This is a genomic window from Saccharothrix deserti (genome assembly GCF_009769385.1).
GTDB lineage: Bacteria > Actinomycetota > Actinomycetes > Mycobacteriales > Pseudonocardiaceae > Actinosynnema > Actinosynnema deserti.
Genome location: NZ_VKAB01000042.1, coordinates 1 through 14,675 on the forward strand (window position 1 = coordinate 1; position 14,675 = coordinate 14,675).

General features: G+C 75.4%; 4 protein-coding genes. 3 read left to right on the plus strand and 1 reads right to left on the minus strand.

Annotation, left to right across the window (positions count from 1 at the left end; all coding sequences use genetic code 11):
* On the minus strand, window positions 1–12,133 hold a 12,133-nt coding region (locus FM051_RS52430), incomplete at its 3' end, for a type I polyketide synthase (RefSeq protein ID WP_238413012.1).
* 276 nt (window positions 12,134–12,409) lie between these two features.
* Between FM051_RS52430 and FM051_RS41175 the strand changes: the two genes are divergently transcribed.
* The 3 genes from FM051_RS41175 to FM051_RS41185 are packed head-to-tail and all read left to right on the plus strand — an operon-like array spanning window position 12,410 to window position 14,588.
* The gene (locus tag FM051_RS41175; RefSeq protein ID WP_158852536.1) at window positions 12,410–12,832 is read left to right on the plus strand and encodes a YybH family protein; all 423 of its coding nucleotides are present in this window, start codon (window positions 12,410–12,412) and stop codon (window positions 12,830–12,832) included.
* Window positions 12,829–14,232, plus strand: a complete 1,404-nt coding sequence (locus FM051_RS41180; protein WP_158852537.1) for an FAD-dependent oxidoreductase — start codon at window positions 12,829–12,831, stop codon at window positions 14,230–14,232. The genes FM051_RS41175 and FM051_RS41180 overlap by 4 nt, the downstream gene beginning before the upstream one ends.
* Entirely contained in the window at window positions 14,229–14,588 is a 360-nt protein-coding gene (locus FM051_RS41185) for a nuclear transport factor 2 family protein (protein ID WP_158852538.1), read from the plus strand. Before FM051_RS41180 ends, FM051_RS41185 begins: the two co-directional genes overlap by 4 nt.
* The last annotated feature ends 87 nt before the right edge of the window (window positions 14,589–14,675 follow it).

The following is a 14,675-nucleotide window of genomic DNA, read 5'->3' on the forward strand; positions in this document are numbered from 1 at the left end:
CCACCGCATCCCGATCCGCCACATCACACGCCACCACATCCACCACGGCACCCGCCGCCACCAACTCCTCCCGCAACCCCGACGCACCCGACGCATCAAGACCACTGCGAGAGACCAGGACCAGCCGCTTCACGCCGCGCTCCGCCACCAGGTGCCGGGCCAGCAGGCCGCCGAGCAGTCCGGTTCCGCCGGTCACGAGCACGGCGCCGGAGCCGAGGTCGGGTGCCGCGTCGCGGTCCACCGCGCCCACCCGTGCCAGGCGCGGCACCAGCACCCGGCTGCCGCGCACGGCCACCTGCGTCTCGCCCGCCGCGAGGGCGCCGGCCACCAGCGACTCGGCGTCCGGGCTGTCGTCCAGGTCGGCCAGCGCGAACCGGCCGGGGTTCTCCGACTGCGCCGACCGCACCAGGCCCCACACCGCCGCGTGGGCGGGGTCGACGTCCGCGCCCGCGGCGACAGCGTTGCGCGTCACCAACACCAGGCGCGACGCCCCGTCGTCGGACAGCCACTCCTGCACCAGGCGCAGGACCTCGATGACGGTGGCGCGCACGTCCGCGCCCGAGGCGACCTCGCGCACCGGCACGCGGTGGAACACCAGCGCCGGGTCGGCCGGGGTTGGCGACACCGGTTCCTCGCGCCAGTCCACCCGCAGCAGGCCGTCGCGGGCGACGTGGTCGGCCCGCAGCAGCGCGCCCGGCGCGACCGGCCGCACGACCAGCGACTCGACCTCCACGACCGCGCGCCCGGACTCGTCCACCGCGAGGACGGACAGCTCGTCCGTGCCGGTCCAGCTGAGCCGCACGCGCAGGGTCGACCCCCCTGGGCGCAGCCGCACGCCGGACCAGGAGAACGGCAGCAGCAGCCGGTCGTCGGCGGTGAGCAGCGGGTGCAGCACCGCGTCGAGCAGCGCCGGGTGCAGGCCGCTCCAGCCTTCGTCGCCCGCCGTCACTTCGGCGTGCACGACGCCGTCGGACCGCCACAGCCGCCGCAGGCCCCGGAACACCGGCCCGTAGCCGTAGCCGCGCTCGGCCAGTGCCGCGTACACGTTGTCCAGGTCCACCTCCTCGCCGGCCGGCGGCCACGCGCCGAGGTCCGCGGCGGCCTCCGGCACCGGCTGCCCGACCACGCCTTCGGCGTGCAGGACCCACTCGTCGTCCTGCCGCGAGAACACCCGCACCGCCCGGCGGCCGTCCAGTGCGGCGCCGACCACCACCTGCACGCGCACCGCGCCCGTCTCGGGCAGCACCAGCGGCGCGGACAGCGTCAGCTCCTCGATCGAGGCGTAGCCGGTGCGGCCACCCGCCCACGCGGCGAGTTCGGCGAGCACCGCGCCCGGCACGACCACGACGCCGAGCACGCGGTGGTCGGCGAGCCACCCGGCCGAGCCGACGTCCAGCAGGCCGGCGAACACCGTCTCGTCGGCGCCCGCGACGCCGACCTCCGCGCCCAGCAGCGGGTGGCCGGCAGCGTCCAGGCCCGCCGACCCGACATCGCCGACGCGGCTGCCGCCCTCCAGCCAGTAGCGGCGGTGCCGGAACGGGTAGGTCGGCAGGTCGACCAGCCGCGCGCCGCTGCCCTCGAAGAACGCCCGCCAGTCCACCGGGACGCCCCGCACGTGCGCCTCGCCCAGCGAGGTGAGGAACCGGGTGAGGCCGCCCTCGTCGCGGCGCAGCGAACCGGTCACCACGGCCGGCGCGCCGTGCGCGTCCATCGCGTCCTGGATGCTCATGGCCAGCACCGGGTGCGCGCTGACCTCGATGAACGCCCGGTGCCCCTGCTCGACGAGCGCGTCGACGGCCTCGGCGAACCGCACGGGCTGCCGCAGGTTGCGGTACCAGTAGTCGGCGCCCATGGTCGTGGTGTCGAGCCATTCACCGTCCACTGTGGAGTACAGCGGCACGTCGGCCGGCCGCGGCCGGACGTCGGCCAGCAGCCGGTGCAGCTCGTCGCGGATCAGCTCGACGTGCGAGGTGTGCGAGGCGTAGTCCACCGGGATCTTCCGCGCCCGCACGCCCTCGGCCTTCCACCGGGCCACCAGCTCGTCCAGCGCCCGCGCGTCACCCGCGACGACGGTCGAGGCGGGCCCGTTGACGGCGGCGAGCTCCAGTTCGCCCAGCTCCGGTTCGCCCAGCCGCGCCGCGACCTCGGCGGCGGGCAGCGCCACGGACGCCATGCCGCCCAGTCCGGCCAGCTCGGCGGCGATGGCCCGGCTGCGCAGCGCCACCACGCGGCACGCGTCGGACAGGGTGAGCGCACCCGCGACGCACGCCGCCGCGATCTCGCCCTGCGAGTGGCCGACCACGGCGTCCGGCCGCACGCCCGACGCCCGCCACAGCTCCGCCAGCGAAACCATCACCGCGAACGACACCGGCTGCACGACGTCCACCCGGTCCAGTGACGGCGCGCCGTCCACCTGGCGCACCACGTCCAGCAGCGACCAGTCCACGAACGGCGCCAGCGCCCGCGCGCACTCGGCCATCCGCCGGGCGAACACCGGCGACGATTCCAGCAGTTCCGCGCCCATGCCGGCCCACTGCGAGCCCTGGCCGGGGAAGACGAACACCACCTTGCCCTCGACGTCCGCCCGCCCGGTCACGACCTCGGGCGACTCCTCGCCCCGGGCCAGCGGGTCGAGGCCGTCCCCGACCACGAGCGCGCGGTGCTCGGCCGCCGCGCGCCGCTGCGCCAGCGTGTACGCCACGTCCAGCGGCTCGATGTCCGGGTGCTCGCGCAGGTGCGCCGCCAACCGCGCGGCCTGCGCCCGCAGCGCGTCCGGGGTGCGGGCGGACAGGGCGAGCGGCAGCGCCGCCGGTGCGGTGCGCTCCGGCTCGTCCTCGGCCGGGGCCTCCTCCAGGATCACGTGGGCGTTCGTGCCGCTGATGCCGAACGACGACACCGCGGCGCGCCTCGGGCGGTCCACCTCCGGCCACGGCCGTTCCTCGGTCAGCAGCGCGACCGCGCCGGACTCCCAGTCCACGTGCGGCGACGGGGCGTCCACGTGCAGGGTCCGCGGCAGCGTGCCGTGCCGCATCGCCTGCACCATCTTGATCACGCCGCCGACGCCGGCCGCCGCCTGGGTGTGGCCGATGTTCGACTTCAGCGAGCCCAGCCACAGCGGCCGGTCCGCCGGGTGGTCCGCGCCGTAGGTGGCCAGCAGGGCCGTCGCCTCGATGGGGTCCCCCAGCGTCGTGCCCGTGCCGTGCGCGTCCACGGCGTCCACATCGGACGGCCGCAGGCCCGCGTTGGCCAGCGCCTGCCGGATGACCCGTTCCTGTGACGGGCCGTTGGGTGCGGTCAGGCCGTTGGACGCGCCGTCCTGGTTGACCGCCGACCCGCGCAGCACGGCCAGCACGCGGTGTCCGTTGCGGCGCGCGTCGGACAGCCGCTCCAGCAGCACCAGGCCGACGCCCTCGCTCCAGCCCGTGCCGTCGGCCGACGCGGCGAACGCCTTGCACCGGCCGTCCGGCGCGAGGCCCCGCTGGCGGGAGAACTCGACGAACGTGTTCGGGCTCGCCATCACCGTCACGCCACCGGCCAGCGCCAGCTCGCACTCGCCCTGGCGCAGCGCGGTGGCCGCGAGGTGCATCGCCACCAGCGACGACGAGCACGCGGTGTCCACCGTGACAGCCGGGCCCTCCAGGCCGTAGGTGTAGGCGACGCGGCCGGACACCACGCTGGACAAGCTGCCCGCGAGCAGGAAGCCCTCCATCTCGGCCGGGGCCGCGCCGAGCCGTGACGCGTAGTCGTCGTACATCGCGCCCGCGAAAACGCCCGTCCGGCTGCCGCGCAGCGCGCCCGGGTCGAGGCCCGCGCTCTCGAACGCCTCCCACGCGACCTCGAGCAGCAGCCGGTGCTGCGGGTCGGTCGCCACGGCCTCGCGCGGCGACATCCCGAAGAACTCGGCGTCGAACTGGTCGGCGTCGTGCAGGAAGCCGCCCTGCCGGGTGTAGGACGTGCCGACGCGGTCGGGCGACGGGTCGTACAGGGCGTCGAGGTCCCAGCCGCGGTTGACCGGGAAGTCGCCGATCGCGTCCGCGCCTCTCGCGACCAGCCGCCACAGGTCCTCCGGCGAACGCACGCCACCGGGGTAGCGGCACGCCAGGCCGACGATGGCGATGGGCTCGTCGGTGCGCTCCCGCCGCACGACGGCGGTCCTGGTCCTGGTCCCGGCCAGGCGCTCGGTGACGTGGGCGGCCAGCGCGGCGGGCGTCGCGTGGTCGAACACGACCGTGGCGGCCAGCCGCAGCCCGGTCTTCGCGCCGAGCCGGTTGCGCAGCTCCAGGCCCGCCAGCGAGTCGAAGCCCAAGTCCTTGAACGCCCGCGACGGGTCCACCGACGACGGCGAGCCGTGGCCGAGGACCGACGCGGCCACCGAGCGGACCAGGTCGAGGACGGCCGCCTCGCGGTCGGCCTCGGGCAGCGCGGCGGGCGACGGTTCGGCGCGTGGCCGCCGGCGCCCGCCGAACAGCGGGTGGTCGGCGGTGGGCGTCAGCCCGGCGGCCACGGTGAGCGCGGCGTCCGTCGCCAGTGCCGCGTCCAGCAGCGCCAGGCCCTCGGCGGGCGGCACGGGCCGGACGCCCACGCGCGCCCAGCGCGCCAGGTCCGCCTCGCCGAGCGCGGCGCCCATGCCCTCCTCCGACCACAGGCCCCACGCGATCGACGTCGCGGGCAGGCCACTGGCCCGCCGGTGGGCGGCCAGGGCGTCGAGGAAGGCGTTGGCCGCCGCGTAGTTCGCCTGGCCGGCCGAGCCGAGCACACCCGACACGGACGAGAACAGCACGAACGCCGTGAGGTCGCCGGTCAGCTCGTGCAGGTGCCAGGCCGCGTCGATCTTGGGGCCGGCGACGGCGTCGACCTGCTCGGGCCGCATCGTCGCGACGCTCGCATCGTCCAGCACGCCCGCCGCGTGGAAGACCGCCGTGACGTCGTGCCGGGCGAGCAGGCCCGCGACGGCCTCGCGGTCGGCCACGTCCACCGCCTCCACCGCGACCTCGGCGCCCAGCGCGGCCAGGTCGTCGAGCAGCCGGTCCACGCCCGGCGTGCCGCGACCGCGCCGGCTGACCAGCAGCAGCCGCCGCGCGTCGTGCTCGCGGGCGAGGTGCCGGGCCACCAGCGCGCCGAGGCCGGCGGTGCCGCCGGTGACCAGCACCGTGCCGGTGAGATCGGGCGCGGTCGTCGGGGCCGGGGCGCGCACCAGGCGCGGTGCGCGCAGCAGGCCGTCGCGCACCGCGATCTCCGGCTCACCGGTGGCCAGCGCCGCGTCGAGCAGCGCCGGGTCGTCGGTGTCCAGGTCGACCAGCACCACGCGGTCGGGGTGCTCGGCGCGGGCGGCGCGCAGCAGGCCCCACAGCGGGGCGCGGGACAGGTCGCGCACGTCCTCGCCGGGCTGTGCGGCCACGGCGTGGCGGGTGACGAACGCCAGCGGGCCGTCGGTCCCTCGCACCAACTCCAGCACGCGGTGCAGCTCGGCGCGCGCGGTGGCGGGCGAGTGCGCGGTCAGCTCCGGGAAGGCGTGGACGGTGAAGTCCGGTGCGGGCGCGGTGGGCGTCGGGACGACCTGCCAGTCCAGCACGCGCAGCGGTTCCGCGCCGCGTTGCGCCTCGCGGAACGCCACCTCGTCCACGGTCACCACCGGCTGCCCCGTGTCGTCCACGAGGGTCAGGGCGGCGGAGTCGGTCCCGGTGGGCGTCAGGTGCACCCGCGCCGCCACCGCGCCGGGCCGGTGCACGGTCACGCCGGTCCACGCGAACGGCAGCCGCAGCCGGGTGTCGTCGTCCAGCAGGACCGGGTGCAGGGCGGCGTCCAGCAGCGCCGGGTGCACGGCGAACGCGTGCCGCTCGTCGGCGACGGCGACCTCCGCGAACGCGTCCGCGCCGACCCGCCGCACCGACCGCAGGCCCCGGAACGCGGGCCCGTACTCGTAGCCGCGCCCGGCCAGGTGGGCGTAGACGTCGTCCAGCGGCACCTCGGCGACGTCCTCGGGCCACTCGACCGGCGCGGGCACGCCCGCCGCCGTGGTCAGCGAGCCCGACGCGTGCCGGGTCCACTCGCCGTCGCCGGCACGCGAGTGGATCGCCACGGCGCGGCGGCCCTCGTCGTCGGCGTCCGCGACGGCGACCTGCACCCGCACCGATCCCCGGTCGGGCAGTTCGAGCGGGGCCTCCAGGGTCAGCTCCTCGACCCGGTCCGCGCCCACCCGGCCGCCGGCGGCCACGGCCAGTTCCAGCAGCGCCGTGCCGGGCACGAGGACCCGCCCCCGGATGACGTGGTCCGCCAGCCACGGGTGGTCCGCGACGGACAGCGCGCCGGCGATCACCGCGTCGCCGGAGTGCGCCAGGTCGAGCGCGTCGGTGAGCAGCGGGTGGCCGGACCGGTCCAGGCCGCGCCCGTCCGCGCGGTGGGTGGGGGCCAGCCAGTGCCGGGACCGCTGGAACGCGTACGTGGGCAGCGGGACCGCCGTCCCGGCGGGGAACAGCGACGCCAGGTCCACCGCCGCGCCGTGCAGGTGGGCGGTGGTGAGGGCCTCGACGAACGCGGTGTGCTCCGGTCTGCCCGCGCGCATCAGCGGCACGGCGACGACGTCGTCCAGCGCCTCGGCGGCCATCGCGGTGAGCACAGCGTCCGGACCGGCCTCCACGAACACCGCCGCGCCCTCGGCGGCGGCCGTGCGGACCGCGTCGAGGAACCGCACCGTGCCGCGCGCCTGCCGCACCCAGTAGTCCGGGTCGCGCAGCTCCTCCCCGGTGAGCAGCCTGCCCGTCACCGTGGACACGATCGGGGTGCGCGGCTCGTGGACGGCGACGCCCGCGACGACCTCGCGGAACCGGTCGAGGACCCCGTCCAGGTGCGGGGAGTGGAAAGCGTGGCTGACCCGCAGCGACCGCACTTTGCGGCCGCGCTCCCGCCACCGGGCGGCGACTGCCTCCGCCTCGTCCCGGTCGCCGGAGACCACGACCGAGTCCGGCCCGTTGACGGCGGCCAGCACGACCCGGTCGGTCAGGTCCGCCGCGATCTCGTCCTCGGTGGCCTGCACGGCGATCATCGCGCCGCCGCCGGGCGCGGACTGCATCAGCCTGCCGCGCGCGGCCACGACGGCCGCCGCGTCCGCCAGGTCGAGCACGCCGGCGACGTGGGCCGCGGCCAGTTCGCCGATCGAGTGGCCGACCAGCAGGTCGGGCGCCAACCCGTGCGCCTCGGCCAGCCGGAACAGCGCGACCTCGACGGCGAACAGCGCGGGCTGCGTGTAGGCGGTCAGGTGGAGTTCGTCGTCGGCGCCGAACACCACGTCGCGCAGCGGCTTGTCCAGGTGCGGGTCGAAAGCGGCGAACGCGGCGTCCAGCGCGTCGCGGAACACGGCGGAGCGGGCGTGCAGTTCGCGTCCCATGCCGAACCGCTGCGCGCCCTGCCCGGTGAACAGCACGGCGGTGGCGGCGGGCCGGGTCGTGGTGGCGCGGACGACCAGCGGCGACTCGGCGCCCGCGACCAGGGCGGCCAGGCCGTCCCGCACGCCCGCGAGGTCGGTCGCCAGGATCGCGGCGCGGTCCTCGAACGCCGACCGGGTGGTGAGCAGGGACCGGCCGAGGTCGTCCAGGCCCACCGCGCCGGCGGCGTCGAGGTGGGCGTGCAGCCGCGCGGCCTGCGCCCGCAGCGCGTGCTCTCCGCGCGCGGAGAGCACGAACGGCCGGACCCCGTCGGACCGCACGTCGGGCTCCACGGCGGACGGCACGTCGGGCGCCGGGGCCGGCGGCTCGTCGCCCGCCTCGACGATGACGTGCGCGTTGGTGCCGCTGATGCCGAACGACGACACCGCGGCGCGCCTCGGGCGGTCCACCTCCGGCCACGGCCGCTCCTCCGTCAGCAGCGACACCGCGCCCGCGTCCCAGCCCACGTGCGGCGACGGGGCGTCCACGTGCAGGGTCTTCGGCAGCACGCCGTGCCGCATCGCCTCGACCACCTTGATCACGCCACCCACGCCGGCCGCCGCCTGGGCGTGGCCGACGTTCGACTTCAGCGAACCCAGCCACAGCGGCCGGTCCGCGGGGCGACCGGCGCCGTAGGTGGCGATGATCGCCTCCGCCTCGATCGGGTCGCCCAGGGTGGTACCGGTGCCGTGCGCCTCGACCGCGTCCACGTCCGAAGCGGACAGGCCCGCGTCCCGCAGCGCCTGGCGGATCACGCGCTGCTGCGCCGGTCCGTTCGGCGCGGTCAGGCCGTTCGAGGCGCCGTCGGAGTTGATCGCCGTCCCGGAGACCACGGCCAGCACCCGGTGGCCGTTGCGGCGCGCGTCGGACAGCCGTTCGACCAGCAGCACGCCCGCGCCCTCGGACCACGCGGTGCCGTCCGCGGCGGCGGCGAACGGCTTGCAGCGACCGTCCGGCGCGAGGCCCCGCTGACGGGAGAACTCGACGAACATGCCCGGCGTCGCCATCACCGTGACGCCACCCGCCAGGGCGAGCGACGTCTCGCCGCGCCGCAGCGACTGCACGGCGAGGTGCAGCGCGACCAGCGAGGACGAACAGGCGGTGTCGACGGTGACCGCCGGACCGGACAGGCCCAGGTGGTAGGCGACCCGACCGGAGATCACGCTGGTGTGGCCGCCGGTCAACAGGTGGCCCTCGACCGACTCGGGCGCGCTGTGCATGCGGGGGCCGTAGTCCAGCGCCGTCGCGCCGACGAACACACCGGTGCGGGTGCCCGCGAGGCTGCGCGGGTCCACCCCGGCCCGCTCGACGGCTTCCCAGGACAGCTCCAGCAGCAGGCGCTGCTGCGGGTCCATCGCCGTGGCCTCGCGCGGCGAGATGCCGAAGAACGCGGCGTCGAACTCGCCCGCGTCGTGCAGGAACCCGCCCTCGCGCACGTAGCTCTTGCCGGCCCGGCCCGGGTCGGGGTCGTGGAGGTCCGGGTCCCAGCCCCGGTCGGACGGGAAGGCGGAGATCGCGTCGCGTTCCTCGGCCACGAGCCGCCACAGGTCCTCGGGCGAGGTGACACCGCCGGGGAACCGGCAGGCCATGCCGACGATCGCGATCGGCTCCTCGGCGGCCGGGGCCGCCTCCACCGGCTCCACCGGCTCGTCGGCGACGGCCTGCTCGGCCAGCAGGCGCACCAGGTCGGCCGGCGTCGGGTGGTCGAACAGCAGCGACGACGGCAGCCGCAACCCGGCCGCCGCGTTCAGGCGGTCGCGCAGCTCGACGGACGTCAGCGAGTCGAACCCGAGGTCCTTGAACGTGCGGGTCTCGTCCACCTCGTCCGGCGCGTGGCCGAGGACGGCGGCGACCTGAGCGCGGACGAACCGGCTCAGCTCGCGCCGTTGCCGCCGCGCGTCGGCGTCGACCAGCCACGGTCGCACCGGCGCGCCCGCGTCGGCCGAGCGGGTCTCCTCCCCCACCCAGAACCGCCTGCGCTGGAAGCCGTACGTGGGCAGCTCGACCCGCCGTGCGCCGGGGAAGACGGGCGCCCAGTCCACCTCGACGCCATGCGCGTGGGCCGCTGCGAGGGAGGTGAGGAACCGGCGCGGGCCGCCCTCGTCGCGGCGCAGCGACCCGAGGACGGCGCACCGCTCGGCGCCCGCCGCCTCGGCGATCTCCTCGATCGCCGACTTGAGCACGGGGTGCGGCGACATCTCCAGGAACACGGCGTCGCCGTCGGCGAGGATCGCGGCCACCGCATCGGCGAAACGCACGGTCTGCCGCAGGTTCCGGTACCAGTAGGCGCCGTCCAGCGTCGAGCTGTCCACTTCGGACGCGGTGACGGCGGAGAAGAACGGCACGGCGGAGGCACGCGGGCCGAGCCCGGCCAGCACCTCGGCCAGCGGCTGCTCGATCCGCTCCACCTGGGCGGAGTGCGAGGCGTAGTCCACGGCGATCCGCCGCGCCCGCACGCCGTCGCGCCCGCACCGGGCCAGCAGCTCGTCCAGCGCCGCGTCCTCGCCCGCGACCACAGTGGACACCGGGCTGTTGACCGTGGCGACGGACAGCCGGTCGCCCCACTCGGTGAGGCGCTCGGCCACCCGCTCGGCCGGCTCGGCGATCGACGCCATGCCGCCCCGCCCGGCCAACTCCTCCAACACCCGCGACCGCAGGGCCACGACCCGTGCCGCGTCACGCAGCGACAGCGCGCCGGCGACGTGGGCAGCGGCGATCTCGCCCTGCGAGCTGCCCACCACGGCGGCTGGTTCGACGCCGTGCGCGCGCCACATCCCGGCCAGCGACACCATCACGGCGAACAGCGCCGGCTGCACGACCGACGGGCGCTCCAGGGCGGGCGCGCCGGGCGCGCCGCGCAGCACGTCGGCGAGGTCCCAGTCGACGAACTCGGCCAGCGCCTCGGCGCAGGCCGCCATGTGCTCGGCGAACACCGGCGAGGCGTCCCACAGCTCGACCGCCATCCCGGCCCACTGGGAGCCCTGGCCGGGGAAGACGAACACCACCCGGTCGCCGGCACGCGTGTCGGTCGCGGTGACGGTGTTCGACGCGGGCTCGCCCGTCGCGACGGCGGCCAGCCCGGCAAGCAGCTCGTCGCGGTCCGCGCCGACAACGACGGCCCGGTGCTCGAACCGCGTGCGGGAGGTGACGAGCGACCACCCGACGTCCGACGGCTCCAGGCGCGGTCCCGCCTCGACGTGCTCCCGCAGCCGCTCGGCCTGCGCGCGCAACGCCGCCGCGCTCCGCGCGGACAACACCCACGGCACAACCGACCCACCGAGCCGCGCGACACCGTCCTCAGCCCCGCCAGCCCGGTCCGCGCCAGCCCCGCCAGCCCCGCCAGCCCGGTCCGCCCGGTCCGCCCGGTCCGCGCTGGTCCCGGCCACGCCGGTCCGAGCCCCGTCGGCCCCGACCGCGTCGGATGCCACCGGCTCGGCCACGGCGGCGGACGGTTCGCTGAGCACCACGTGGCAGTTCGTGCCGCCCATGCCGAACGAGCTGACGCCCGCCACCAGCGGCCGGTCCGGGTGCGGCCACTCGCCGCCCTCCCGACGCACTTCCAGGTTCAGCTCGTCCAGCGGGATGTCCGGGTTCGGCGTGGCGAAGTTCCGGCTACCCGGCAGCCACCGCCGGTTGATCGCCAACAGCGCCTTGATCAGGCCCGCAATGCCCGCCGCGCCCTCCAGGTGGCCGATGTTCGTCTTCACCGAGCCGACCACCAGGGGGTCGCCGGGCCGCCGCGCCGACCCGAGCGCGGCACCCAGCGCCGCCGCCTCGATCGGGTCGCCCACCGGCGTCCCGGTGCCGTGCAGCTCGACGTACTGCACCTCGTCCAACGGGATGCCGGTCGAGCGGTGGGCCAGGCGCAGCACGTCCTCCTGGGCCGCGCGGCTCGGCACGGTCAACCCCGGCGTCGCGCCGTCATTGTTCACCGCACTGCCCCGGATCACGCCGTAGACCCGGTCGCCGTCGGCCAGTGCCCGCTCCAACGGCTTGAGGATCACGGCGGCGCCGCCCTCACCCCGGACGAACCCGTTGGCCCGGGCGTCGAACGTGTAGCACTCGCCGTCCGGTGACAGCCCGCCGAACCGCTCCTCCGCCAACGCGCTCTCGCTGAGGATGTTCAGGTTCACGCCGCCCGCGATCGCCAGCGTCGACTCGCCCGCCCGCAGGCTCTCCGCGGCCAGGTGCACCGCCACCAGCGACGACGACTGCGCCGAGTCCACCGCGAGGCTGGGACCGCGCAGACCGAGGTGGTAGGACACCCGGTTGGCGATGACGCCGCGGTTGACGCCCGCCATGGTGTGCTGGGTGATCGCCGCGGCGCCGTGCTGGTTCACCAGGCTCGCGTAGTCGTCGCGCAACGACCCGACGAACACCGCGGTCGAGGTGCCCCGCAGGTTCCCGGGCACGATGCCCGCGTCCTCCAGCCCTTCCCACGCCAGCTCCAGCAGCAGCCGCTGCTGCGGGTCCATCGCGGCGGCCTCGCGCGGCGAGATGCCGAAGAAGTCCGCGTCGAAGTCGCCGAGGTCGGGCAGGAAACCGCCCCGGCTCACTTCGACGGCGTTCGACCAGCGCCCCTCGGGCACCTCGGTGATCGCGCTCGCGCCGGCGCTCAGCAGCGCCCACAACTCGTCCCGACCGGTTGCTCCCGGCAATCGGCAGGACATTCCGATGATCGCGATTTCCCCGACCCGGTTGTTGCTCGTCATCACGCTCGGCTGCCTCTCCTCGCTGATTCCGGGGACGGCTCCGCACGCACGCCGAAGGGGCGCGCCCATAAATGGGAATCGCGCCCGCGGCGATGCGTAGCGGCTGTTCGACCACACTACGGGCAGCCCGGGGGCAAACGTCCTACCTGTGGTCATGCCCTGGTAACCGACTACCGGGGGCTACTCGTTACCCACCGATGAGCGGTTGGTGGGCAAAGGGCGGATACGTTTGGGCGAGCAATGCCCGAAACACCCGAAAACAGGAGCGTGCGGGTCATGAGCACCGATTCGGAAACCATCATCGAACTCACCGATGACGTCGATGAGCACCTCGAACTCTACGTCCGGGCGTTCAACTCCGGAAACGCGGAAGCGCTCAACCGCTTGTACACCGAGGAAGCGGTCGCGGTCTGGGAACCAGGTGAGCCGCTGACCGGGCGGGCGCGCGAGGAGTACGTGGCCGGCTTTCTCGCCACCGGTCCGCGGATGACGGCGAAGATGCGGCATTCCTACGTCACCGGCGACACCGCGCTGCTGGTCGTGGACTGGACGATGGAGTCGGTTGGCGAGGACGGCGAGCGGCTGACCACCGCGGGCATCGGACTGGACGTGCTGCGGCTCGGTGAGGACGGCAAGTGGCGGTACGCCGTGGACGACCCGTACGGCGAGAGCCACCCGTACGGTCCGGGCAAGGAGTGAGCCGCCTCGGAGCCCACGCGGTCGTCCTCGGCGGGAGCATCGCCGGCCTGCTCGCCGCGCGGGTGCTCGCCGACGCGTACGCCGAGGTGACCGTGGTGGACCGCGACGACCTGGGCGGCGGCACGGGCCACCGGCGCGGGGTGCCGCAGGGCCGCCACATCCACGGCCTGCAGGCCCGCGGCCAGCGGATCGTCGAGGAGCTGCTGCCCGGCGTGACCGCCGAGCTGGCCGACGCGGGCGCGGTGACCAGCGACGTCGGCCGGGACACGCGCTGGTACTTCCCGGCCGGCCGGCTGCGGAACTTCACCGCCGGCCGACCCGCCATCGCCGCGAGCCGACCGTTCTTCGAGGCGCACCTGCGGGCCAGGGTGGCGGCGCTGCCGAACGTCCGGGTCGTCGACCGGTGCGACGCCCAGGCGCTGGTGTTCGACGCCCACCGGACCCGGGTCACCGGTGTGGAGGTCCGGCACGGCGACGCGGCCCCCTCGACCCTGACGGCGGACCTCGTCGTGGACGCCTCGGGCCGGGGGTCCCGGGTGCCCGCGTGGCTCCTGGGTGCGGGCTATCCGAAGGTCGAGGAGGAGAAGTCGAAGATCGGCCTCGGCTACACCACCCGTCTCTACCGCCTTCTCACCGACACCTACGACGGCGACGTGACCGTCGCGGTCGTCGCGTCGCCCCGGCACCCACGCGGCGCGGTGTGCGCGAAGGTCGAGCACGACACGGTCCTGCTGACCGCGTACGGCATCCTCGGCGACCACCCGCCCACCGACCCGGACGGGTTCGACGCGTTCGTCGACTCGCTGCCGGTGCCCGACGTGCGCCAGGTGCTGCGGGGCGCGGAACCGCTCGGCGACCCGGTCGCCTACCGGTTCCCGGCGAACCTGCGACGGCGCTACGAGCAGGCGCCCCGGCTGCCCGACGGCCTGCTCGCGCTCGGCGACAGCGTGTGCAGCTTCAACCCGACCTACGCGCAGGGCATGACGGTGGCCGCGCTCGGCGCGCTCACGCTGCGCCGCCACCTGTCGACCGGCGCCACGCCCCGACCGACCGCCTACTTCCGCGACCTCGCGGCCGAGGCGCTGGACGGCCCGTGGGAGATGATGATCGACAACGACCTCGCCTTCCCCGGCGTCGAGGGCGACCGCACCGCCAAGGTGAGGATCAGCCACGCCTACGGCGCCCTGGTCCAGGCCGCCGCCACCCGTGACGAACGGGTCGCCGACGCCTTCCTGCGCGTCGTCGGCCTCATCGACCCGCCGACGGCGCTGCTGCGCCCGGCGACGCTGCTGCGCGTCCTGCGGGGCGCCCTGGCACGGGCGCCCCGAACCCCTCCGACCCGGCCCTCCCGGGTCACCGCGCCACCACAACCCACCACGGGAAGGGACGACACACCATGACCGCCGACCTCGTCCGGCTCGTCCACGACTACATGGAGGCCAACAACGAGCGCGACCACGCGCGCCGGCGCGCGATCATCGACCGCGTCTTCACCGAGGACGGGTCGTACATCGACGACGCGCTGCCCGAGGCGACCGTCGGCCGGGATGCGCTCGACAAGCAGATGGCGTACTTCCACGAGAACTTCCCGGAGCACATCTTCACCCTCGTGGGAATTATCAGCGTGCACCACGACATGGCGTTGTTCACCTGGAAGTGGGGTGCCCCGGGCGCGGCCGGGTCGGCCGCGAGCGGAACCGATGCGGTGCTGTTCGAAAACGGCCGGATCAAGCGCGTCCTCGGCTTCCTGAACTGATCGGGCACACTTTCCGGTAACTACTTACTTATTTGTAAGTACTTGCGCCGACGTCGCACGGCCACAAAGCTGAACGAGCTCACAATC